A 25,658-nucleotide genomic window follows, 5' to 3' on the forward strand; every position below is an offset into this window, starting at 1 on the left:
ATGGACAAGAAATATAAGCCGCTCAGAAATACGAAGCCTGTAAAATGGATTTTTGCAATAATAATGTTTATTTCAGTAAATATAACAGGTTTAATGATAGTATCAACAAACTATATGGAAGAACTGGAAAAAGTTAATAATTATACTACTTTTGCAAAAATACGTAGATTAATAAAACCTGTAATTATTGATAAAAAGAATCAGTATATGTATTTTCCATCTGAAAACTGGGAAATGGTAATGGAAAAAACTCCTAGATTAACTTCGCAGTTTCAATTAGGTATGTGCTTTATATTTATTAGCTCGTTAATTATTTTGACAATGCCGTACTGGAAAAAAAAGAAGCTGAAATCACACGGAGATGCTGAATTTGGAACATATGATGATTTGAAGAAAAATAAGAAAAAGCCGTCAGATGTAGATTTTTTAAGTGGCAATGAAAATGGTTTTGTTATTGGATATGTAAAAACTTTATCAGGGAAATTAAAATTACTCTATGATACGTCAATGATACATATTGCCCTGTTCTTGCCAACAAGAGGAGGAAAAGGTGTGGGATATATTATTCCAAGCCTTATAGCAGGACTGAAAAGAATATCAACCTTTATTTCTGACATAAAGAAGGAAAACTATGAGCTTACGAGCTGGTACAGAGCAAAGATATTGAAGCACAGGATATTAAAGTTTGAGCCAATGAGCGAACTTTCAAACAGTTATAACTTTTTATCGGAAGTACGGTATGGAACAAATTACGAGATTGAAGATTGCAGAATAATTGGAACAATGATTGTTGGGGAAGATGAGAGCAAGGATCCATTTTGGGGAGACAGTGCAAAAGATACAATTTCCACTTTAACTGGTTATGTTCATTATAGGGAAGTAAGCAGCCGTCCTGAAGAAGATCCTGATATAACGGATGTTAGAGTTTCACTAAACGATGTAATATCAATAATTACTAATACTGAAAATTCTTTGTATAGAATGTTTGCAAAATATCTTGGAAAGCCTATGGAAGAAGATGAATACGAGGATGAAATGTCAAAAGATTTTATTCTGAAGGAAAAAACAATTGAAAGGCTTAGAAAAATATATACTGATGAAGAATCAATTAAAGCATTAAACAAAGGATTGCACCCCTTTGTTGCAAAACAGTTCGGATATTTATTGCAAAATACAGGAGAAAATACGTTCAAGTCTATTACTTCAACGGCAAAGACTAAATTGCAGGTATTTGAAATTCCTTCGGTTGTAAAAAATATAGGAAAGTCTGATTTTAGGGCAATGGACTTGGTTAATGGCGATAATCCTGTAGATTTATACTTTGTAATAAAACCAAAAGATATAGATTTGTTAGCTCCGTTAGTACGGATAATGTATATTCAGCTGACAAATTTATTAATGGAAAGTTTAAGTAAGAAAAATTTTAACATAACGTTTTTAATGGATGAACTGAATGCCTATGGCAAGATGAAGGCTCTTGTAAAAGGGCTTGGGTACTATGCAGGATTTGGAATAAAGATGGTTGGAATATTTCAAGGGCTTGATCAGTTAAATTCGACATACGATAAACAGGGGAAAGAGGTGTTAAATGGATGTCAGATTCAAATATTTGGTAGGCCAAACGATGAAGCTGCACCTGACTATATTTCAAAGACACTCGGCAAAGAAACAATCAGGGTAAAAAGTAGAAATATTGGGCTAAAAGGGGGAGGAAACGTTTCAGAGCAGGGAAAGGATTTATTAAGTCCTTCAGAAACAAGACTGCTGCCTGACAGAAAGGCAGTTGTAATTACAGGATATAAAAAACCTTTATTATTAGATAAGCTCTATTACTACGAATATCCTGAACTGCTAAAAAGGACACAGCACCAGCCAGTATTCTTTAAGGACGGATATGTAATATTTGAAGCAATGAAGGGGATGTATGAATACAAGCATACATTTAAGATGATAGAGGAAGATTTTTATGATGATATAAAATATGAAAAAATTATTGAAAAGGTAAGAAAAAAGTATAAATCAAAAAAAATAGGATAGGGAGATATATGGAAAATATTGAAGAAACAATTAATGATTCAGATGAAATAGTAAAGAAAAAGAGAAAAGCTAGAGAAAAAAATTATACTGAAAGAATAAAAAGAAATAAAGAAAAGATTGCCAAACTGGAGAAAATAATGGCTGATTCCCAAAAGGAAATTGAAAAGGTTGAACAGGAAAATGTAGACATTTTAAAAGAGATTTTAGAAAAATCTGGTGTCGGAAACAAACTTTTAAAAATCATAATTGAAAGTCCAAGCAATGATGAAACTGCTAAAAAAATGAAGGAACTGGCAGAAATATTATGACGGAAAGTGAAAAATATGAACTTCAGAAGCAGGCACAAATAGACTTTGTAAATGAAAGGCTGTCAGCATTGAAGGAATATATGGAAGATGACGACATTACGGAAATAATGCTAAATCCTGATGGGTATGTATGGGTGGAATCATATGAAAGGGGAATGTATAAGACAAATACATACCTGAATGAAATGGAAGGATACAAAATTATTCAGGTGCTTGCTTCATATAACTCAAAGATAATTTCTGAAAAAAATCCAAGACTTTCTGGAAACTTGCCAAATTCTGACAGATTTCAAGGAGCCGCAAAAGGAATTACTAAAGGGATTCCAGTATTTACAATAAGGAAAAGGCCTAAAAAAATATTTACACTCGATGATTATTTAGCAATGGGTTCAATTACAGAATTTCAGAAAAATTTTCTTACAGAAGCCATTTTAAATAAAAAGAATATAGTTGTATCGGGCGGAACTGGTACAGGAAAGACAACATTTACTAATGCTCTTGTGGATTATTTAAAGGAAGTGGACAGAATCAGGAATACTGTTGAAAGAATATACATTATTGAGGAAGTTGAGGAAATTATTTGCAATAAGGAAAACGTGTTAAGAGTTTTTGTAACTGAGGATGTTTCTGCACTGGAATTATCAAAGGATGCACTTAGACACAGGCCAGACAGGATTATTCAGGGAGAGCTTAGATATGGAGAAGAAGCTGAGGAGATACTTAAAAACTGGAATACTGGACATAGCGGAGGATTTACAACAGTCCATTCAGACGGGGCAGAAGAAACTTTGGAAAGACTGGAAGAGCTGTTAATGGAAGTTGACAGGAATCCAAGACAGCCACTTATAGGGCGTTCCGTAGACGTAATTGTAAATATCATAAGAACGACTGAAAATGGTAAAACTGTAAGAAAGGTAAATAAGATAATTAAAGTAAACGGCTTTAATAAAAAGACAAAGGAATATGAAATTGAGGAGGTAGGATAATGAAATTAAAAGTGTATAAATCTTTGCTGGATGTGAAGATGGTAATGGGGTTGCCATATAAGGTTTTTATATCGCTAGTATTATTAACAGGAATTATATTTTTAATATTCAGGCACTGGGTAATTTTTATACCGGCAGGGGCAATATATATTCTATGTGCAGTTATGTCAGTAAAGGATCCGATGACGTTGGAATTGATAATAGAGCATTACAAGACTGAAAGATATTTAAATCCTTAAGCGAATATTAAAAATGGAAGCGAAAAGAAAAAATATTGAAAGGGGAATAATTGAAATGAAAGAAAAAATTATGAATTTTTTAGAAGAAAGAACAAAAAATGAAGTCGGATATACTACATTAAGCAGAAATCAGATAATGGAAAAACTGGGAATAAAAGAGGAAGAAAAGTTTAATGAAGCATTTAAGGAGTTAGTACAAGATAATAAAGTATTCTTTCATAATTCATCAGAAGAAAAAATAAATTATGATGGTTCTATATTTGAAGTAAATAAAATAAAATATTTTATCAATAAAGATAAATCACTTGAATTTAAAAATAACTATGAAAAAAAATTGGAAGAAATAGCAGATAAAATAAAAGAAACAGAAAAAGTGAAAGAAGAAAAGCTTTCAACGTTATCAGGTAATGCAAAATTAATTTACAATACATACAAAGAAAATGTAGGAAACTTAGTATACCTTGACTCAAAATCAGTTAGAGAAAAAACAGGACTAGAATTTAAAGACTTTGTAGCCGCACAAAAAGAATTGTCATCAAATAAAGTGTTATTTATGACAAAAATATCTAAAAGCAACGAAGAAAAATTCGTATTAATAGATAGAGGAGACATTTTAAGTAAAGTTCTAAAAAGAGAAGAAATTAAGGAAAATATTAAAAATAAAGAAAAGGAAAGATAGAATGGGAAAAACACTTGATAACTACAAAAATTCATTTATCTATCATATTCCTTGGGACTTCCTTCTCAATGACTTTATTCTTGTTAATAAAAATATGGGGTTTCAGGTAACTCTCAAAGTGAGAAATCACGACTTGGATTTTTTTACTGAGGAAGAAGTGAACTTGAAAATATTGCAGTATAACAATGCGATAAAAAAATTGCCTGACAATTTTATTGTTCATTATGAAGTTCAAAGAAAGAAGTCAAGAGGATATATTGAAACAGAAATTAATGATAACTTTATACCTACAGTTCTTATAGAAAATGAAAGAAAGGATTTATTTTCAAAAGGGGAATATTTTAAATGTGACTACTATATAACATTGACATATTTAATAGCAGAAGATGCTGAAAATAAGATAAACTCATTGCTGGCTAGTAAAAAGGAAGATGATTCAGAAGAAAAAATGGTGGAGGAAGCAGAAAGGGAATTAAAAATATTTAGACAAAAAGTAGCTTCATTTATTGCGTTATTAAAATATGCTACAACAAGCATTGAAGTCTTACAGGGAGATGAACTTATGGCATATATGTATTCCACAGTAAATGCTGAATTTCCTGAAAAGAAGAAAATGCCTACATCTCCTCTATATCCAATTGATCAATATTTGTCAAACTCAAGTTTTGAAAATGGAAAAGACACGAAAATACAAAGACTGACAAAGGCAAAGCATTTAAGGACAATCTCGGTTAATCTGTTTCCTGATGAGATAGAGTCAAGAGTTCTGAAAAAACTTGAAAGTCTGGACTTTGAATTTAGAATGTCGGCAAGATACATTATACTTTCGCAAAATGAATCAAAAAAGATGTTAAAAAACTTCTTTATTTTTCATCAGGGAAAACAGAAAAATTTTGGGCAATACATAACGGAAGCTATAACTAAAAAGCCTTCATTTAACATTGATGAGCTGGAATTGGCAAAAACAGAAGAAGCCAAAATGGCTTTAAATGAATTTAAGGAAGGCGGAATGAGTTATGGATATTACACATTTACCATAATACTTGCTGATGAAGATATAAAAAGGTTTGAAGATAATGCACTTAAAATAGTAACAATATTTGATGAGCAGGACTTTACTTGCTCAATTGACAAGTACAATATTTTCCCTTCATATTTAGGGGCTATTCCAGGAAATGTGAAGGCGAATATAAGAAAATATCCAATAAACTCAATGCTTTTAAGCTGTCTTTTCCCTACTTCATCGCTGTATCGTGGAGAGGAAGTGAATGAATTTTTTAGGGATAAGAAAAATATTACAGGTGTTCCGCTTATGATGACTAAAACAGATTTGAACGATATATTTTACTTTAACCTTCATATAAAGGATGCGGCACATACGCTTATAGCAGGTCCAACAAGGTCAGGAAAATCAGTATTATTGGGAATGCTGGTAGCTGAACTTAAAAAATATCCTAATGCACAGGTATTCTTTTTTGATAAAGGTGGCTCAATACGTGTTTTAACTGCTTGTATGGGTGGAAAATTTTATGACTTGGGAAAAGGTGGAGATAATGATTTGGCATTTCAGCCACTTGCAAATATTCATATCGAAACAGAAAGAGCATTTGCAAGCAACTGGATAATTTCCCTTCTTCAGCAGGAAAATGTAATTGTAACACCTGATATGAAAAGTACAATCTGGGAAACGCTTACGACTCTTGCAAATGATCCGCCTAACAGGAGAACAATGACAAATTTTGCATTTACAGTTATGAACAAGGAAATTCAGCAGGCACTTGAGCCATACACAAATACAGGTTCATATGGAAAATATTTCGATAATAATGAGGATAATTTTTCAGACTCAAACTGGCAGGTATTTGAAATGGGAAGAATAATAGAAGATCCAAAAGCAACAGCTCCGATATTAAGCTATCTGTTTCATAGAATAGAAGTGGAAAAATTAACAAAGGACTATCTAACTGCAATCGTAGTTGATGAGGCTTGGTTTGCAATGGAAAACGAAAGTTTCAGGCTTAAATTCAATGACTGGCTTAGAACTCTTGCAAAACTGAATGCCTTTATAATCTTTGCAACACAGTCTCTTGATGAAATTTCAAAATCTGAAATAACACCTGCAATAGTTGACGGATGTAAAACAAAGATACTTCTTCCTTCTCCACAGGCACAGAATTACTGGAAGGAACTTTATTCAAAGTTCGGATTAAATGCAATAGAAATTGAAAGAGTTGCACGTGGACAAATGCAGAAACAATACTTTTACAAAAGTGAGCTTGGAGCAAGGGAGTTTGAAATGGACTTAGGTAAAATTGAACTGGCTTATGTAGGCTCGGCAAGTTCAACAGATCAGATGAAAATACAGGAAATATGTGCAGAAACAAATGATTTAAAGGAAATTAACTTAAAATGGCTAGAATACAAATTGGGTAGAAATAGTCAGGAATTTAGAAGATGTAAGGAAATTATACAGGGAGGTAACTAAAATGAAAAAAATAATATTCTTTTTAATGACAATGACAATCATATCAGTAAATTCGTTTTCAGGAATACTTGGAGGAGGCAGTGGGGCTTCTGATTACTGGCAAATGAAAACATATTTTGAAAGTGTGGCAATCAATGCACAGACGCTAAAAAGCCTTAATGCACAGTTAAAGGAGATAGAAAGACAGATTGAGCTTTCAAAGAAACTGCCTGAAGCCTATCTAAAAAAATATATAAGCCAATATGATGACACAATAAAGACATTAGTTAGAATAACAAATACCACAAAATCAACATTAAGGGACGCAAAAAGAGCTGAACTATGGTTTAAAGATGTTTATGCCGATGCTAATAACAGACAGTATATGGCTCTTCTTGACAGATTTACAAACACGCTTGACAGTCTTTCAAGGGACGCAATGAAGTCAGGCTCTATGAATGAAGTGGCAATGAAAAAAACATCGGGTAATGCAAGGATACTTATAAGAAAAACTCACGAAGCAAAAAATCCACAGCAAGTATTGGAAGTGCTATCACAATGGAGTGCCAACCTGTCAGTACAGATGAATGCAATAGCCGATATGATTTCAACTACAAATAGACTTGACGCATTAAAGGCGGCTGAAGAAGTGCAGGCAAGAAGGGAAGCTCAAAAAAGAAGCGAATATACAAAAAACAGTTTAAACAATCATATAAAGGCAATGGAAAATGAAGTGAAAAAACATAAGAGATAAGGAGGAGAAATAATTGGCAGCGGCAAATTTTCAATTTGATACGGCACTGATTGAACCAATAATCAGTATGCTTGATACAGGAATGACAACTTTAATGGTTGTAATATTGACACTTGCCTCATCATTTGCTGTGCTGGACTTATCATTTACAGCCTTCTTTAACTGGTCGGAGAACATAGGCAATACACTTGTTGAAACTATAAAAAAACTTGTAAGATATGCACTTACTTTTGGGCTTATAAAAATGTACAAGGAACTGCTGGATATGGCATATAAACTATTTTCCGATATAGGAAACTTATTTGGAGAAGGGCTTGGAAGTCCGTTAAAAGTGCAGGGCATTTGGGATAAGTTATGGGAGGAATTAAGCAAGTTTTTAAGTATAGGCTTAAAGTTTCAAGATTTTTGGGCTATTCTGTACTTTATTCTCTTTATTATTGGATTCATATTTTTAGTGTTTATAATATCAACAATAACAATAGCTATAATACAGTTCCATGTAGTTGGAAAATTGGCAATAATATATCTTGCTTGTCTACCACTTGACGCTTTGAGCGATATAGGAAGAAAAACTTTGGGAGCAATTGTAGGCTCAGGCACTCAATTAATGGTTGCAGTTGCACTTTCATCTATGGGAGTAAAAATTTTAAAATCTTATCCTATTCCTGAAAATATTGGGGCAGAAAATAACGAGCCTCATACGATAATTGTGTGGCTTGCGGTATTCATAGCAATTTCATTTTTAATAAAGAACTATCAGAGCATAGCTTCTTTAATTTTATACGGACAAGGTGGATTAAATGGCTCACAGCTTGGTAATTTTACTGGAAATGTTGTTAGTGCAGGAGGCTCGGCTGTAGGAGGAGTTACATCTTTATTGGGAAGTGCAGCAGTTGGCGGACTAGGTGCAGCAGTTGGTTCAGTTGTTGGTGGGGTGTCTACTGGAGGAGCAGGAGCAATAGCAGGTATGAAGACAGGTGCGAAAATAGGCTCTAAAATAGGAAAATATCCTGGAAATCTGACTGCTTCGGCTGCTGAAAATGCAGGAAAAGCAATAAAAGTAATGACAATGGACTTTGATCCAATTGCTTCAGGCAGAAAAGTAAAAAATATGGCCAGTGATGGAATTAAAAAATTTATGGGCAATAAAAAAGATGATAAGAAAGATACCGAAGAAAATAAATCACAGGAAACAGAAAACACTAAAAATCAAAATTCTCAAAATGCAAATAAAGGAAATGAAAAAACTAAATCAGGAAATGCGGATAGAATAGCCGATACAAAAGAAGCTGAAGAAAAAATGAGAAGTGATAACAGCAAGACAGCCTCGAATAAGGATTCTCAAAAACAGTCAAATGAAGGGAAGAAAGTCACGCAAAAACATTCAGAAAATACAAAAACAAAAGAAACTGAGAATAGTAACAGTGAAACTTTTGCAGAATCTGAAATGAGGAGAGAAAAGAACAGCAAGGAATAAAATGTGTAAGGACAATGACAATAGAATATTAATCTAGTTTTAAAAAATTCAGATTGAAAAAACTATTAGATGTGATATAATATTATTGTAAAAATAGAAATTATTAAAGATGTGATAAGAATGGCAACGTCAAGTTTTTTCAAGAATTTAGAATTAAGTAAAGAAGCAGCTGAAGAATTAATAAAAATGACAGAAGAGGGTTTTACTGTAAATAAAGTGCCTAATTTGGAAATTAATATAATTAGTAATCCTGAAGAAATTAAAAAGTTTTTTGAAGAAAGAGATAATAAAAATTTAGAATTTTGTATTTAAAATACTAGAAAGTCTGACTTCTGAAGACGACTTAAAAGTTATAATGAAATTAAAATAAAATGATATAAAAGTTTAAATGAGGTGAAAAAATGGAATTATATGAAAGAATAATACCAAAAACTTCTTCAACAAGTTATATATCTGGATGGGAAGCATTGAATATTCCTGATGAAAATAGAAATACTGCTGATTGGCATCCAAGAACTTATTTATTTTCTTATGATAAAGACAAGGCAATAAATCTGTATAACACGACAAATGTTTTAGGAAATTCTGGAATAAAGAAAAGAACAATAGATTATCCAAGTAAAAGGGAAGTATATATTGCTAATTTTCCAAGAGCGATTGCAGATTTGGTATTAACAATGAAGGATTATCAGTTACCTTCGCTTCATAACTGTTGCAGTGATTTTTTAAATGAAGATGAAACGGAACAGCTTTATCAGTATCTGAGAAGTATAAAGGATAATCCAAGAGTGGATGAGTTTCTTAAATATGAATTTACTGTAAGATATTTTAATGATAAGGAGCTTTATGATGAAAGAGTGGCAAAAGGACAGAATTGACATAATAAAAAAAATTTTACCAAAATTAGGTGAAAATTATGTTTTAAAAGGTGGAACAGCTTTATTATTATATTACGGATTAGATCGTTTTTCAGAAGATGTTGATTTGGATTCAATTAGTGGGAATATGAATATACTGAATAAATTAAAAACTATTGGACAGAATAAATGGAATATGATCATAAAAAAAGATACAGAAACAGTTTTTAGAGTAATGGTTGATTACGGAGCAACAAATAATTATGGAGATTATCCTTTAAAAATTGAAATTTCTTCCCGAAATAAAAAATTTTTACAATCTAAAATTTATGATTATAAAAATATTGCAGGAGTTAATGTTTATTCATTAGAGGAAATTTTAAAGATGAAAATAAGAGCATTTAATGATAGGGATAAAATAAGAGATTTTTATGATTTGTCCTATTTTTTGAAAAAACAGCCTGAAAAATTTACAAAAGATATGCTGATAGACTTTAAAGAGCGTATGGATTATAAAAATTTGGATACTTTATCATATTTATTAAAGGAAGAATTTGAAAAAAATGAATTAAAGGATATTTCAAAAAATTCAGAAGAAATAGTTTTAGAAACGTATGATAAGATTGAAAATTTAGTTATCAATTATTCTAAAAATAAAAATTTGGAATTAAATTCTGAAAAGAATAAAGAAATGGAAAGATAAATAAATTTTAAATATAATTTTAACGATAAAAAGTTGTTGTAAATATGAACGATATGGGGAGAGTGATATGATTAAAAAAGGGATAGTAACTTTAATGTTCATAATAGGAATACTAGGTTTTTCTGCAAAGACAGGAAACGCTAACTCATATATGGATAAAATAATTGGATACTGGTATTACAGTAAAGTTGGATATCAAGATCCAGTAGGGATAAGGAAATTATCTAACGGAACATATCAAATTGGTTTTAATACTGGAGAAAAAAATGCGGATAAAAACGGATTTGAATGGGATAATATACAGTTATTAAGAAATGGAATTTATAAAATTCAAGGGATGGACAGATATATACATATAATAAAAAATGGATTTGTAATTAAAGATGGAAATGGAAATATTATTGATTATTTAGATAGAAAATTAAATAAGTTACCTTAATTTTAAAGTATGAAAGGCTAGATTAAAATTCTAGTCTTTTTTTTGTACTTTTTTAGAAAGGGGGATTAAAGGAAATATGAAAAAAATTGTAATTAGCTTGTTTTTCATTCTTAATTTGATAGCAGTTTCTGCTGGAAATAAAGGAAATTATGATGTAGCAAAATATAGACAGGATGTTGTTAATTATGCAATGGCACAAGTAGGAAAGGCATATAGTCAGGCTAATAGAATGGGAGCAAATACTTATGACTGTTCCAGTTTTGTAGATAGAACTTCACAAGCGGCAGGTATGAGTTCTGTTACAGGAGCGAATACTAAAAATTGGGCAAACACAACATCGAGTATGAGAGCAGGAGCAAAAGCGACTAAAATAGCAACCAATCAAATAAAACCAGGAGATGCCATTTTATTTAATGGACATGTAGTTTATGCAATTGGCACAGCAAATGGATGCAGTATTGACGTTGTTCACGCTTCAAATTCAAAACCATATCCTAAAGGTGGAGTAAAAGTATCAAAAGGCTACAATATATGCAAAGCACATGGAGGATATTCAGGAGTTATTACAGCAGAGCAGGTATTGATAAATAACGGATATACTCCAGTAAATTCAGATGGAACAGTTGCAGTACCTCCAGCAGGTTCAACAGTGTCTGCAAACGGAGGGCATTCTGGAAATAATGCTTCAACTGCTTCCACAAAATCATCGTTATCAGTAGATTGGGATAATATTCAAAATGAATTTGTACAAATGATAAATAGCGGGATAGAAAAAATGATACCTGGATTATTAGTTCTGTTAAGTGTACTCACAGTTCTTGAAATAATGTGGGTTTTATATGGCTATATAGTAAAAAATGTATTGGAAAATTTATGGATGTCCTTACTCAGAATAATGATAAGATTTTCAATACTGGCATATGTTATACCTAATGCAATTTCTTTAATTAATATGGGGTATGGAATATTTTCTGGAATTGGCTCATATTTTATGGGAAACAGTGGAGGGACTGTAACTTTAAACAGTATATGGGCAATAGCTGGAAGGGAAACAGGGAAAATCTTAAAGATTATTAATGAATCAAACTTTAATTTTTTTAATATTATTACTGATTCAAGGCTATTTTTTGAAGAACTTGGGAAAATACTGCTGTTAATAGGGGTTATTATTCTTGTTTATTATTTTGTGGTAAAAATAATATTTGAAATGATGATGGCGGTATTACAGTTTAGAATGGCTTTGGGATTATCTTGGATATTTTTACCTTTTGATGTAAATTCGATTACAAAAAGGGACTTAGGAAATAAAGCATTGACAACCCTATTTCTCACAGGAAGTAAAATAGTTGTCATAATGGCACTGGGAGGAATAGTATTTAAAAACTTGGATGTGGCAGGATTTGGGGAAGTTACTTTTAAGGAATTGAAATACGAAACAATATTTTTGTTTATCACAGTAGGAATGGTAATGGCTTTTGTAATGAATGAAGCAGATAAGATAACAACAACACTTGCCAAAGGAAATTAAAAAGAGGGAGGAAATTGTGGATATACGAACTAAAAAGTTTAACTTGATAATGCTTTCTGTATCAATATTTCTTGCCATAACATTCACAGGGCTACATCTATTGTCAAAAATTTATGTAATAAATGTAACACCGTCAATTCCATTAGGAATATATAAACTGGAAAAATTTGATGGAGTATTGAAAAAGGGGGATTTAGTTGTTTATGAGGTGAATGATAAATATAAAAATTTGACAAGTATAAAAGGGACAATGTTTAAATCAGTAAAACCTGTTGCGGCATTTTATGAGGATAAAGTTGAGATAAAAGATAATCGGATATATGTAAATGATGAAGATTATGGAGAAATATTTCCTGAAATATCGTCTAATTTCAATGGGAAAATAAAGGAAGATGAAGTTTTGACATTATCTAAAGTCAGGGGGACATTTGACGGAAGATATTATGGTGCAATAAAGAAGTCAAAAATAGAGAAAAAAGCAAGGTTGATATATGAGTTTAGAATATGAAGATAAGATGATTAAACTGAAATCTAATGAAAAAAGGAAAATTGAAATACATAAGAAAATAGTTAAGACAGATGAAAAAATAAAGGAAATCAGACGAGAAATAGCAAATGATACAAGAAGGCTAAATACATCGGAAAAAAATCAAAAATGGAAGCAAAGAACAAGAAAACTGATTGAAATGGGAGTTCTACTTGAAATTGCGGATATTTTAAATGAAGATAAGGCAACGTTGCTGGGATATTTTATGAAATTTCAGTTTTTAAGCAATGATGAAATTAAAGACTGTAAAATTATGGGTGGTGAAGAGTTTCAGATGAGAGAAGAAAAGAAACAGATGTTGAAACGAAGATTGGAGAAAAAAGATGAGTTTAGATAATTTGAAAGAAATGATGAAAAATGAAGGATTTTCTCCCTTAGAAAGTGAAGATTTTGAAGAAATAGAGCGAAAAAAAACTAACAAAGTAACGGAACTTCAAGGCGATGAATTAAAAGAAAGGGTGAAATTAGAAAAATTAGAAATAAAAGCTGAACTTGCTGAAGAACTTGAACAGTTCATACACGATGAGGAAAGAAAATATAATCAGGAAAAGAGGAGAATTGAGAGTGAATACGATGAAAAAATTTATCAGTTGGAACAGCAGCAGAAAAAAATTTATCGAGATAGGAGAGAAAAGTTATATGAAACAGAAGACGCTTTAAAAATTAGAGAAAATGAAATTGATATGGAAATGCAGAAATTGGATGAAAAAGTAACTGAAAGGGAAAATGAATTAAAAAAGTTGAATGAAGAAATAGATAGAAAATTAGGATTTAAAGAATATCTGAATGAGAATGATTTTATATACAGAAATAAGTTAGAAGCTGTATTGATACTGAGAAAATTGAAAAATAAAAGAATAAAGATACTGAGCAGAATAGAATACGATACTGTTTTTAAAAATGTTATTGGAGGAGTGAATGAACTGATAAAAATGAATAATTTGATAATAGATTACAAAAAATTTGTAAAAGGGCAGGAAGCAAGAAAGAGATAAAATTTTAATTAATAAGAAAGGGCTAGAATAATGTTGTTGAGCATGTTTCAAAAAAATGAGAAAAAAGACTATTTGAAAAGGATAGGAGTAAAATTTTCTAAAGACGAAAAACAGGAGATAAAGAAAATGATAAAATCAAATTTGACTCTTGAACAGTTTAAATTATGTGTAACACCTGTACTTAATGAGGAAATATTGCAAAAAAGAGCTGAAAATAACTTGGATGATAGCAAATGGGAAAAACTTGTGATGAAAAAGCTGGATGTAAATCAGATGAAGGAAATAAGGAAAGGATTTGAAAAAGGATTATCTGAAGAGGATGTTGAGCTGTATGTAAAAAGTGGATATGACAGCAAAACAATGGAAAAAATCAGGAATATGCTTGAAAAAGATAAAAATAACGAGTATCTTCGAGAATATTTGATGTTAAAGGATAAAAAGGAAATAAAATCAATTACTAATGAAAAATTGGAAAAATACATTGAGGAAAACAAAATGAATGAACTTAGAAATAAGGCTGATAAAATGGAAAAATGGTATGAAGCCTCAATATATGCAGGTAAAAATACATTTAAATATTATTCTTCAGAAAAAATAAGAGATGATGAAAAATATGTTATGAAAAAAGTCAAAGAAAATGCGAAAAATCTTGAATATGCAAGTGAAAGGCTTAAAAATAACAGGGATTTAGTTTTGGAAGCAGTAAAACAGGATGGACGTGCTTTACAATTTGCAAGCGAGGAATTAAAAAATGATAAGGAAATAGTGATGGAATCTGTAAAAAACTACCCTAATTCCTATCAATATGCAAGTTCTGAAATGCAAAAGGATGAAGATGTCGTAACGGAAGTTTTAAAAAGAAATGAAGACGCTCTAAGTTATGGAGATGAAAATATTAAACAGGAAATAGAGGAAATTAAGGAAAAATACAAGGACAGTGATTTTGATGGGCTGACAGATAGGGAAGAAAAATTTGTGTATGGAACAAATCCTTATTTAAAAGATACTGATTTGGATAGAAAGAGTGATTATGAGGAAATAAAGATAAATTATACAAATCCGAAAATAAAAAGCAAGGACATTGAAATTGAAAGATAGCAAAGGAGATGGTTATAAATGAAAAAATGTATATTGTTTCTTATGATAGTTTCAAAAATTTCCTTTTCTGGGGGAGAGATAAGCTTTCAGAAACAGAAAGAAAAAGTTGAGCAGGAAAGAATTGAGAAATTAAAAATGCAAAAGGATAATGAGGCTGACAAGGGTAAGGAATTAAACAATTTGTCTAAAGAAGATACAGGCAATATCCAATCACAAAACAACAGATTATTTTATGATGATAAGTCTGTAAAAAAAGTTAATAATACTTCTCGTATTCAAAAAAATATTGGAAACAGAAAACTTATTGAATATATTAAAACACAGAACAGCAGACTGAATGAAAATGAAATACAAAATATACTTGGCTATGTTTTCAAATACAGCAAAGAGTATAACTTTAATCCATATTTAGTTTTAGCAGTTATGAATACTGAAAGCCATTTTAATCATTCAACAGTATCAAGTGCTGGAGCAAGAGGGCTTATGCAGTTAATGCCTTTTAATTTTAAGGAATTTGGAGTGGATAACAGCATATCAGGAAATATAAAGGGAGGTGTGTTGCATTTAAAAAGAGATTATGAAAAAACTGGGAGTGTTTCAAAAATGCTGGTCTGCTATAACGCTGGCTGTGGAAGATTAGCAAATAACGCTTGGAAAGGGATAAAGGAAACAAGGGAATACATACCAAAAGTAATTCAGAAATATAATAAAATAATAAACTTGTAACTATATTTTCTCACACGTGAGAAAATCAAAATTAGGTCAGTGGATTTTTTTCATTACAAAAGTTTTGAGAAAAAACACTGAGCAGTAAAAATAATAAGAATTATGAAACAAGATTTGAAGGAGTGGAAAATGTTTAATAATGTTGTAAAAATTTTAATGGGAATATCAGTTATTTCTTCGTTATCTTTTTCTAAGGGGGAAATTAATTTTCAGAAACAATTAATAAATGAAGATAGTAAAAAGATGGAAATAATTGAAAATAACACAACTAAGAGCAATAAGGACAGAGAAGAAAAAATAAGATATAAAATTGTAGAATTTGCAAAAACTCAGATTGGAAAGCCTTATGTATATGGTGCAACTGGAAACAATAGCTTTGACTGCTCCAGCTTTGTACAATATGTGATTAAGAGAACACTAGGAATTACAATTCCACGTGTTTCAGCAGAACAGTCAGTATTTAAGCCAAAACTATATAACAACATTAAAAAAGGAGATTTATTATTTTTTGAAACTTTAGGAAAAGGTAGAATTTCACATGTCGGGATGTATATTGGGAATAGACAGTTTATACATGCCAGTTCAAAAAGCAAAAGAGTAACTGTATCAGACTTTACTGGATTTTATCAAGATAAATTTAGATGGGCAGTGTCGGTTATATAAATGTGAAGGAGATAGTATGGAAAGTAAGGTAATTCAACAATTTTTAGGAGAAATTGATGGTGTGGAATTTGACAAGGAAAATGTATATTATTCATCAGAACATATTTTATCAAAAATAGAAGAAAAATTTGGGAATGTATATAACAAAGAATTTGTAAAAGAATTGAGAGATACAATTAATACTTTAAATTTAAAATATGATGAGTTTAGTTTTGATACTTTGGAACATGATTTTAGTGATTGTATAGAGGAAGCTGATAAATTTAAAAATATAGAATTTATGTATTATGGAGATGATTGGAAAATTGAAATATTAAATGAAGGGATAAAGAATAATAAGTATTTAAAAACTGAGAAAGAGAAAAGTCTAGGTGAAAACCAAAAACAAAATTTTTCTAGAAGTTTTCGGAATACTGATGACAAAGATTTAGAGAGATAAATGTAAAAGGAAGAAAATATGAAAAAATTAATAATAGCAGAAAAGCCAAGTCTTGCACGTAATATTGCAAGTGCATTGAATATCAGGGTTAATAAAGAGGGGTATATGGAAAATGAAAAGTATATTGTTTCTTGGGCTTTTGGACATTTGTTTAAATTAAGGGATGTTGATGGATATGTTGGAGAAAAAAGGAAATGGAGTGAAGTTAAACTGCCATTTTTCCCTGAAGAGTTTGAATTTGAATTAAAAAATGATTTGGGAATAAAGAAACAGTATAAGATATTAAAAAACCTTATTAACAGCAATGAAGTTGATGAGATAGTAAATGCGGGAGATGCAGACAGGGAAGGGCAAATTATAGTGGATATTATTATCAATGCCATAAAAACTGATAAGAAGATAAAAAGATTGTGGCTTCCTGAACAAACTGAAGAAACCATAAGGAAAGCTGTAAATAATCTTGAAGATAATTTTAAATATAAAAATTTACATAATGAGGGGCTTGCAAGGACATATATGGACTGGCTTTTGGGAATTAATCTTACTAGATATATTTCATTAAAGGCAAATACATTTTTTCCAGTCGGACGTGTACTCATTCCAGTTATAAAATATATTTACGATAAAGATTTAGCGATTAAAAATTTTATTCCTGAAAAATATTTTACTATTGAAAATGAAACTATGTGTAATGGAGCTTTGTTAAAACTTGTCTGTGATAAAAAATACAACCTTTTAGAACTTGAAAAAGCCAAAAGCTATTCAAATGAGTTAAATAAATATAAAGGAATTGTAAAGGATATAACTGAAAAGGAAATTATTTTTAATCCTCCAAAACTTTTTTCACTTTCAAAATTACAAAGTAAATTATCAAAGGAAAAGAAAATGAGTTTTGCAAAATCGCTTGAAATTATACAGAAACTCTATGAAAAAGGGTATATTACATATCCTAGAACAAATACAGAGTATCTTGCTGAAGAGGAGAAAGAAAAAGTAAAAGAACTTATAAACTTATATTATGGTCATGAATTAGAATTTAAGGACAATAAAAAAATATTTGATAGTAGCAAGATTGAGAGCCACAGCGCAATAATGCCGACTTTAAAAATTCCTGATATGAATAGTTTGGATTTGGAAGAAAAGATAATTTTTGAAACAATAAGAAATAGATTTATTTCTAACTTTTTAAAGGAGAAAACGATAATTAATCAAACAGAAGTAAAAATTGTTGTGGGAAATGAAGTTTTTAACTTGAAAGGAAAATCAGTAAAACAGGAAGGATTTTTAAAATATGAAAATCAGAAGATAGATAATAAGTTGCCATATTTTGAAATTAATCAAAAAATTGATGTTGATTTTAAAGTTGTTGATAAATTAACCGTTCCTCCTAAAAAAGTTACTGAGGAAAATTTGAGTAATTATTTAAAAAACCCTTTTAGAAAAGAAAAAAATCAAGAAAATGAGGACGATACACAAGAATATAGAGAAATAATGAAAGGTGTAGAGATTGGGACGGAGGCGACTAGAACAGGGATAATTGAGAATGCTAAGAAATATGGATATATTACTTCTGAAAAACAGAATTTTAGTATAACTGAAAAAGGAATAAAGTTAATTGAACTGCTGGATTTGCTCCATATTAATCTTTATGCAGAAAAGACTGTTGAGTTTTCTATGCTTCAGAAAGATATTTATAATAACAGAAAAACAGTAGATGATATTATTGAAAAAACTAAAAGTGAGTTACAAAATATAATAAATCGAGATGCAGAAGTTGAAAAACTTGAAAAAGAAATGGAAGTTATTGGAAAATGTCCTAAATGTAACAGTAATGTTTATGAGAACAGTAAAAGTTACTATTGCAGTAATTATAAGAAGGGATGTAAAACATCTCTTTGGAAAGAAGCAAGTTATTTTGGACAAAAAATAAAGATAAGTAAGGATAATGCAAAAAAATTATTAAGAGGGGAACAGGTTGTGTTTAAGATAAAAAGTAAAAGTGGAAAGGAATATAATGCACATTTTGGAATAGAGATAAATGGAGATTATTTGAACTTGCAAAGAAAGGATTTTATAAAAATAGAAAAATGATAATTAAAATTTGAAATCATAAAATTTTATATTAGGGGGAAGAAATGGGATATAAAATTCAAAATATATTGGAAAATGCACATAAAAAAGTAAATGAAGATTTTAGTGAGTATATTAACTATCTTCATGTTATGGGAAATAATTATAAGTATTCTGCAATGGAACAGCTAAATATATTTTTTATTCGTCCTGAAGCTGTAGCCTGTGCAGAATATGACTTTTGGAAAGAAAACTTTAACAGAGTTGTGGAAAGAAATCAGAAGGGAATACCCATATATAATGTAAGGAATGGAAAAAAGAATGTCAGATATATTTTTGACGTTACCCAGACAGTATCTTTGGATAAGAGAAACGATGAAAAACCTAAATTATGGGAATTTAATAACAGAACTCATAAAGATGTTTTTGAAAGAATGACGGGAAAATCAGATTTTGAAGAAGCACAGATGGAGCTTATAAATCAGACAATGCTTGAAAACAGCAAATTAGATACTTTCAACTACAAAGATACAGAAGTTCTTGAAAGTTTTATCAAAAAATCTGTTTTAATAGCACTTGATCAGAGAATGGGAATTAATAAAAAGGATATATTTAATGAAAAGGAAAAAGAGGTTTATTCCTTGTTTTCAGATTTCAGGACTATGGAATTAATATCATCAGAAATATCCAATGTAGCCAAAAAAGTTTTAATTAAAGTAAGCAAAGAAATTCAAAAAATAAATGATGAAACAACTTTAGAACAAAATAGTAAAATTGGATATGAGATAGAAAATGAAAAAAATGAGGAGGAATTGGAATATGCTGAAAAAGATGATAGACGGGAAAGAATATCTGATAGAGAACGGAATATATACTCCAGTAGTGAAGCAAACATCTTACGAGCAGGCGGGAGGGAATTACAAAATGATACTGCTGGACGAGAAGTTTCAAGTGCTAGTTCCGAATTTAGAGGAAGAAGAATTAAACTTGAGCAGACTCAACTCTTGGGGACGGGCGAGAATGAAATATTTGGAACAAGAGAAAGCGGAATTTTTGAAAAATCTTCTAATGAAGGGAGAAGTTATGGAACATCTATTTTCAATTCAGAAAGAAGTGGAGAAATTTTGGGAGATAGAAAAACCCAAAATGATGAAAACTATGGGATTAACCGAAGAATTAAAAGAAAAAGATCAAATGGAATGGGTAAGGCTTATGAACAGCCTACTCTCTTCTCTCAGGGAAATAACTTACAATCAGATAATTTACAAATAGAAAATGATAATATAATTACTCAAAAGAATATTGACGATGTATTAAAATCATACAGTGGAGCAGAAAATATTTATAATTTTTTTCAAGATAACAGTTCAAAGGAAGATAGAATAAAATATTTGAAATGGGAATACGGAACAGGCGGTTTTTCAATACCTGACCGTGGAGATTTTATTGATGATGCCTTTTATACTTCTAAAAATATGAAGTTATATAAAAATCATTTTAGTGCTAATGAAGTTAAGGTAGTTCTGTCTTGGAACAAAATAGAAAAGAGAATACAGGAACTTATAGATGAAAATCAATATTTTATTCCTGAAAAGGAAACAGAAAATATTATTGAGAATGATGAAATAATATATCCTTATATAGATGAAGAAAATAGTAAAGATAATATTTCTAAAAATTTTAAAATTGCTGAAGAAATTCAGTCTGAAAAACTGTTACCATCAGAGCGTCTAAACAATAATATCGAAGCTATAAAAGTTTTAAAAAATTTGAAGGAAAGAAAAGCTGCAGATGATGAAAAGATAACACTTTCTAAATATGTTGGATGGGGTGGACTAGCTGATGTATTTGATGAAAATAAAGGTGGACAATGGGAAGAAGCAAGAAATTTTTTAAAAGAAAGTTTGACGCAGGAAGAATATGATAATGCTAAGGCAAGTACATTGACAGCCTTTTATACACCTAAAATAGTAATTGATTCCATTTATAAAGGAATACAGCAATTTGGATTTGAAGGCGGAAATATTTTAGAGCCAAGTTGTGGTGTGGGAAACTTTATAGGTAATTTGCCTGATGAATTAGAAAACTCCAAGATATATGGTGTGGAACTAGACAGTATCAGCGGAGATATTGCTAAAAAACTTTATCCTGAAAGTAATATTCAAGTAAAAGGATTTGAAAAAACAGAATTTTCCAACAATTCATTTGATGTTGTGATAGGAAATGTTCCTTTTGGAAATTTTAAGGTAATGGACAGAGAATATGAAAAGCAGAACTTTATGATACACGACTACTTTATTGCAAAATCATTGGATAAAGTGAAAAAAGGTGGAATTATGGCTTTCGTAACTTCTTCTGGAACATTTGATAAAAAGGATGACAGCGTGAGAAGATACATTGGAGAAAGAGCGGAACTTCTGGGAGCAGTAAGGCTTCCAAATGATACATTTAAAGGCGTTGCTGGAACTGAAGTAACATCGGATATTATATTTCTAAAGAAAAGGGAAAATATAAATAAAGATGAGCAGGACTGGTATGCGGTTAAATCTGACTCTGAAGGATTTGTATATAATCAGTATTTTGTGGATAATCCTAATATGGTTTTGGGGAAAATAGAGGAAGTTAGTGGACGTTTTGGGAGAACATTAACTTGTATGCCAAAAGAAAATAGTAATTTAAAGGATGAATTAGAACAAGCAGTTGGGAATATAGAAGGAAGTTATGAAAAAACTCTCGCTGAGGAAAAAGAAACTGTAATTGCTGTTGAAAATGAAGACTATGAAATAAGAAATTTTTCATTCTTCAAAAAAGATAACGATATTTATTTTAAAGAAAATAGTGAAATGATATTACAAGATTTATCAGATAGAGATAAGGATAAAATATCAAAATATATAGAACTGACATCTTCGTTAAGGAAAGTTATTCAGATTCAAAAAGATGGGGAAACAGATGATAGATTAAAAATCGAACAGGAAAAACTAAATAGAATATATGATGGATTTATTATTAAGCATGGATACTTAAATTCAAGAGCAAATTCGAGATTATTTACTGAAGATTCTAATTATTCCTTATTATCTTCAATAGAAATATTTGATGAACGTGGAAACTTTAAGAAAAAAGGGGATATTTTTTCCAAAAGAACTATAAAGCAATCAAAAGTTATACATAGAGTAGATACTCCGCAAGAAGCATTAATTCTTTCAATTTCTCAAAAGGCAAAAGTGGATTTTGAATATATGACAGATCTTACTGGTATGAAAAAAGAAGAGTTAATTAACAGTTTAAAAGGAGAAATATTTCTTAATATAAATCAAGATTTTCCACAGGAATTTCAATATGTAACACAAGATGAATATTTAAGCGGAAATATAAGAGAAAAAATAGAATATATTGACAAATTTAATTCTCTTTCTGATGAAGAAAAAAAAGGAATAAGCCCTGAAATACTAAATTTTCAAAAAGAAAAATTACAGGAAGTAATGCCTAAGCCACTTGAAGCAAGCGAGATAAATGTCAGAATAGGAGCAACTTGGGTTCCTAAAAAGCATATAAAGGACTTTATTGTGGAAACATTAAAGACACCAGCATATAAAAGTTCATACATTAAAGTTCATTATTCTGAATATAATTCTGAATGGAGAATAGAAAATAAGAATATGGATAATGATAATCCCCTTGCTGTTATGACTTTTGGAACTGAAAGGGTAAATGCGTACAAACTTATAGAAGATTCTCTAAATTTAAGAGATACAAAAATTTTTGACTATGAAACAGATTCGGAAGGTAAAAAAATAGCAATTTTAAATAAAAAGGAAACTATGCTGGCAGGACAAAAACAGGATATTATTAAACAGGCTTTTAAAGATTGGATTTTTAAGGATTTGGAAAGAAGAAATGAATTAACTAAGATATATAACGAAAAATTTAATTCAATTCGACTAAGAGAATATGATGGAAGCCATCTTACTTTTAATGGCATAAATCCTGAAATAAAATTAAGACCACATCAGTTAAACGCAGTTGCAAGAACATTATATGGTGGAAATACACTGCTTGCACACGTTGTGGGAGCAGGAAAAACTTTTGAAATGGTTGCTTCTGCAATGGAGTCAAAAAGACTTGGACTTGCAACAAAATCAATGTTTGTTGTCCCTAATCATTTGACTGAACAGCTAGGAAGAGAATTTTTAGAACTTTATCAAGGAGCAAATATTCTTATAGCGACTAAAAAGGATTTTGAACCTAAAAATAGAAAAAGATTTATTGGAAGAATTGCAACTGGAGAATATGACGCTGTAATAATAGGACATTCTCAGTTTGAGAAAATACCAATGAGTAAGAATTATCAAGAGAAACATATACAAAATGAAATAGATGAGATTATACAAAATATCCAAACATTAAAGCAGGAAAATAATCAGAATTTTACTGTAAAACAGCTTGAAGGTACAAAAAAGAAACTGGAAGTAAGGCTAAAAAAATTAAATGATGATTTTAAAAAGGATAATGTCGTTACATTTGAAGAATTAGGAGTTGATAAGCTGTATGTGGACGAGGCACATTCATTTAAAAACTTGTTTTTATACACTAAAATGAGAAATGTGGCTGGAATAGGACAAACTGAAGCATTAAAATCATCGGATATGTTTATGAAATGTAGATATATGGATGAAATAACAGGTGGAAAAGGAGTTGTATTTGCGACAGGTACACCAGTTTCCAACACTATGTCGGAACTTTATACAATGCAAAGATATTTACAGTATGATGAGCTTAAAAAACAAGGACATCAAAATTTTGATTCTTGGGCAAGCACATTTGGGGAAACAGTTACAGCTATTGAATTATCTCCTGAAGGAAATGGCTATAGAACTAAAACAAGATTTGCAAAATTCTACAATCTTCCTGAACTTATGAACAATGTTAAACAGTTTGCAGATATACAAACTGCCGATATGCTAAATTTGCCAACACCTGAAGTAGAGTACAAAAAAGTATTGACTAAACCGACAGAGGAACAGAAATTAATATTAGAAAGCCTTTCAGAAAGAGCAGAAGAAGTAAGAAACAGAAATGTAGAGCCAACAGAAGACAATATGTTAAAAATTACAAATGACGGTAAAAAACTTGCATTAGATCAGAGGCTTGTAAATGAAATGCTTCCCGATGATGAAAACAGTAAAGTAAATGCTTGTGTAGAAAATATTTACAATATATGGAAAGAAAATGTTGAAAAAAAATCTGCACAGCTTGTATTTTCTGATATGTCTACTCCCAAAAACGATGGAAGTTTCAATATTTATGAAGATTTAAAGGAAAAGTTGATTAATAAAGGTATTCCTGAAGAAGAAATAGCATTTATTCATAATGCAAATTCTGAAAAACAGAAGGACGAACTTTTTGCAAAAGTAAGAACAGGAGATGTAAGAATATTGCTAGGTTCAACACAAAAAATGGGAGCAGGAACAAATGTACAGACAAAACTAATTGCACTTCACGACTTAGATGTGCCGTGGCGTCCTGCTGATTTGGAGCAACGGGCAGGAAGGATAGTCAGGCAAGGAAATGAAAATAAGAAAGTGGAAATTTACAGATATGTTACTGTGAATACATTTGACGCTTATTTGTGGCAAACTATCGAGAATAAACAAAAGTTTATAAGCCAAATTATGACTTCAAAAACTCCAGTCAGAGTAGCAGAAGATGTTGATGAAAGCTCTTTAAACTATGCTGAAATAAAGGCACTTGCAACTGGAAATCCTTTAATTAAGGAAAAAATGGATTTGGATATGGAAGTAAACAAGTTAAGAATGCTTGAAGCTAATTACAAATCAAACTTGTATCGTCTTGAGGATAAAATAACAAAGGAATATCCTGCAAAAATTAGTAAAATGGAAAAATATATTGAAAATGTGAAGGAAGATATTTCTAAAATAGAGCCAAAATCAAATAATGAGAATAAATTTACATCTATTGAAATTAACGGAACCAAAATTTATGATAAAAAAGAAGCTGGAGAAGAGCTTTTAAAAGCTATAAAGGGTACTGGAATATCTGATGAGCTTCAAATTATTGGAAATTATAGAGGATTCAAACTGTCTTCAAATTTTGACTTCTATGAGAAAAAATATAAATGTGTACTGGAAAATAAAGAAAAATATTATACTGATTTTGGGAAAGATTCAATTGGAAATATAACGAGAATGGATAATCTATTAGATAAGATTGCTGAAAACTTAGAAAAAGAAAAGGTAAGACTTGAAAATTATAGAGAAGAATTTTCCAATGCAAAAGAAGAAGTTAATAAGTCGTTTGAAAAAGCTGACTTATTATTAGAAAAGATTAAAAGATTAAGTGAGGTTAATAAACTAATAGAAGTAGGGATGAAGGAGAAAGAAAGTGTTAAGGAAAAGGAGGATGTTCAAGATTTGGATAATGAAGATTTTGAGAGATAATATAAAAAAATATTTATAGAGATTAAAAATATTTGAGTTTGTATTTTTAGATTTAATTTATATTTTAGAACAGTAATTTATTTAGATTGAATAGAATTTATTATATATTCCCAAAATCAAGGGATAATTAATAGACACTAATAACATTGAATTAGATTGTGTTTTTGTGATAAAATTAACAAAAAACA

Annotated in this window: 22 protein-coding genes and 1 pseudogene; all 23 read left to right on the plus strand. The window is 30.3% G+C overall.

Going from position 1 to position 25,658, the window contains the following annotated elements; all coding sequences use genetic code 11:
- Window positions 1-2,037 (plus strand): type IV secretory system conjugative DNA transfer family protein, encoded by a 2,037-nt coding sequence (locus tag FVE77_RS03470; RefSeq protein ID WP_026745668.1) that lies wholly within the window; start codon window positions 1-3, stop codon window positions 2,035-2,037.
- Window positions 2,038-2,045: 8 nt separating this feature from the next.
- Window positions 2,046-2,345, plus strand: a complete 300-nt coding sequence (locus FVE77_RS03475; protein WP_026745669.1) for a hypothetical protein — start codon at window positions 2,046-2,048, stop codon at window positions 2,343-2,345.
- Window positions 2,342-3,331: an ATPase, T2SS/T4P/T4SS family gene (locus tag FVE77_RS03480; protein ID WP_021744871.1), complete on the plus strand. Its 990-nt coding sequence runs from the start codon at window positions 2,342-2,344 to the stop codon at window positions 3,329-3,331. The genes FVE77_RS03475 and FVE77_RS03480 overlap by 4 nt, the downstream gene beginning before the upstream one ends.
- Window positions 3,331-3,570, plus strand: a complete 240-nt coding sequence (locus FVE77_RS03485) for a VirB3 family type IV secretion system protein (protein WP_021744870.1) — start codon at window positions 3,331-3,333, stop codon at window positions 3,568-3,570. The genes FVE77_RS03480 and FVE77_RS03485 overlap by 1 nt, the downstream gene beginning before the upstream one ends.
- A 55-nt stretch (window positions 3,571-3,625) precedes the next feature.
- Window positions 3,626-4,249 carry a hypothetical protein gene (locus tag FVE77_RS03490; RefSeq protein WP_146967811.1) on the plus strand — a complete coding sequence of 208 codons (624 nt, stop codon included), beginning with the start codon at window positions 3,626-3,628 and terminating at the stop codon, window positions 4,247-4,249.
- 1 nt (window position 4,250) lies between these two features.
- A complete protein-coding gene (locus FVE77_RS03495) occupies window positions 4,251-6,734 on the plus strand; it encodes a VirB4 family type IV secretion/conjugal transfer ATPase (protein ID WP_026745671.1) in 2,484 nt (827 codons plus the stop codon).
- A gap of 1 nt (window position 6,735) precedes the next feature.
- The gene (locus FVE77_RS03500) at window positions 6,736-7,467 is read left to right on the plus strand and encodes a hypothetical protein (protein WP_036087655.1); all 732 of its coding nucleotides are present in this window, start codon (window positions 6,736-6,738) and stop codon (window positions 7,465-7,467) included.
- A gap of 13 nt (window positions 7,468-7,480) precedes the next feature.
- Entirely contained in the window at window positions 7,481-8,944 is a 1,464-nt protein-coding gene (locus tag FVE77_RS03505) for a type IV secretion system protein (protein WP_026745672.1), read from the plus strand.
- A 120-nt stretch (window positions 8,945-9,064) separates the two neighbouring features.
- The gene (locus tag FVE77_RS03510) at window positions 9,065-9,256 is read left to right on the plus strand and encodes a hypothetical protein (protein WP_026745673.1); all 192 of its coding nucleotides are present in this window, start codon (window positions 9,065-9,067) and stop codon (window positions 9,254-9,256) included.
- Window positions 9,257-9,345: 89 nt separating this feature from the next.
- Window positions 9,346-9,822 carry a hypothetical protein gene (locus tag FVE77_RS03515; protein WP_081690288.1) on the plus strand — a complete coding sequence of 159 codons (477 nt, stop codon included), beginning with the start codon at window positions 9,346-9,348 and terminating at the stop codon, window positions 9,820-9,822.
- Entirely contained in the window at window positions 9,794-10,504 is a 711-nt protein-coding gene (locus tag FVE77_RS03520; RefSeq protein ID WP_026745674.1) for a nucleotidyl transferase AbiEii/AbiGii toxin family protein, read from the plus strand. Before FVE77_RS03515 ends, FVE77_RS03520 begins: the two co-directional genes overlap by 29 nt.
- A gap of 67 nt (window positions 10,505-10,571) precedes the next feature.
- Window positions 10,572-10,943, plus strand: coding sequence for a hypothetical protein (locus FVE77_RS03525; RefSeq protein WP_026745675.1), 372 nt, complete (start codon window positions 10,572-10,574; stop codon window positions 10,941-10,943).
- A gap of 76 nt (window positions 10,944-11,019) precedes the next feature.
- Window positions 11,020-12,471 (plus strand): peptidoglycan amidohydrolase family protein, encoded by a 1,452-nt coding sequence (locus FVE77_RS03530; protein ID WP_026745676.1) that lies wholly within the window; start codon window positions 11,020-11,022, stop codon window positions 12,469-12,471.
- Window positions 12,472-12,487: 16 nt separating this feature from the next.
- Window positions 12,488-12,979 carry a S26 family signal peptidase gene (locus FVE77_RS03535; protein WP_026745677.1) on the plus strand — a complete coding sequence of 164 codons (492 nt, stop codon included), beginning with the start codon at window positions 12,488-12,490 and terminating at the stop codon, window positions 12,977-12,979.
- Window positions 12,963-13,355 (plus strand): conjugal transfer protein TraD, encoded by a 393-nt coding sequence (gene traD / locus FVE77_RS03540; RefSeq protein WP_026745678.1) that lies wholly within the window; start codon window positions 12,963-12,965, stop codon window positions 13,353-13,355. Before FVE77_RS03535 ends, traD begins: the two co-directional genes overlap by 17 nt.
- The gene (locus FVE77_RS03545) at window positions 13,342-14,013 is read left to right on the plus strand and encodes a hypothetical protein (RefSeq protein WP_026745679.1); all 672 of its coding nucleotides are present in this window, start codon (window positions 13,342-13,344) and stop codon (window positions 14,011-14,013) included. Before traD ends, FVE77_RS03545 begins: the two co-directional genes overlap by 14 nt.
- A 126-nt stretch (window positions 14,014-14,139) precedes the next feature.
- Complete coding sequence (locus FVE77_RS03550) at window positions 14,140-15,111, plus strand: DUF4116 domain-containing protein (protein ID WP_162141759.1); 972 nt, start codon at window positions 14,140-14,142, stop codon at window positions 15,109-15,111.
- An 18-nt stretch (window positions 15,112-15,129) separates the two neighbouring features.
- A complete protein-coding gene (locus FVE77_RS03555) occupies window positions 15,130-15,837 on the plus strand; it encodes a transglycosylase SLT domain-containing protein (RefSeq protein WP_051254467.1) in 708 nt (235 codons plus the stop codon).
- A gap of 129 nt (window positions 15,838-15,966) precedes the next feature.
- The gene (locus FVE77_RS03560; protein WP_036087660.1) at window positions 15,967-16,500 is read left to right on the plus strand and encodes a C40 family peptidase; all 534 of its coding nucleotides are present in this window, start codon (window positions 15,967-15,969) and stop codon (window positions 16,498-16,500) included.
- A 16-nt stretch (window positions 16,501-16,516) separates the two neighbouring features.
- On the plus strand, window positions 16,517-16,939 hold the full coding sequence (locus FVE77_RS03565) for a hypothetical protein (RefSeq protein WP_026745682.1): 423 nt from the start codon (window positions 16,517-16,519) through the stop codon (window positions 16,937-16,939).
- Between the two features lie 18 nt (window positions 16,940-16,957).
- Window positions 16,958-19,030 (plus strand): type IA DNA topoisomerase, encoded by a 2,073-nt coding sequence (locus FVE77_RS03570; RefSeq protein ID WP_026745683.1) that lies wholly within the window; start codon window positions 16,958-16,960, stop codon window positions 19,028-19,030.
- 903 nt (window positions 19,031-19,933) lie between these two features.
- Window positions 19,934-20,281, plus strand: coding sequence for a TnpV protein (locus FVE77_RS13085; protein ID WP_408610399.1), 348 nt, complete (start codon window positions 19,934-19,936; stop codon window positions 20,279-20,281).
- Between the two features lie 401 nt (window positions 20,282-20,682).
- Window positions 20,683-25,470, plus strand: a pseudogene (locus tag FVE77_RS03575) (helicase-related protein); the annotation flags it as partial.
- Between the last annotated feature and the right edge of the window lie 188 nt (window positions 25,471-25,658).

Source organism: Leptotrichia hofstadii (assembly GCF_007990525.1).
GTDB classification, from domain to species: Bacteria; Fusobacteriota; Fusobacteriia; order Fusobacteriales; family Leptotrichiaceae; genus Leptotrichia; species Leptotrichia hofstadii.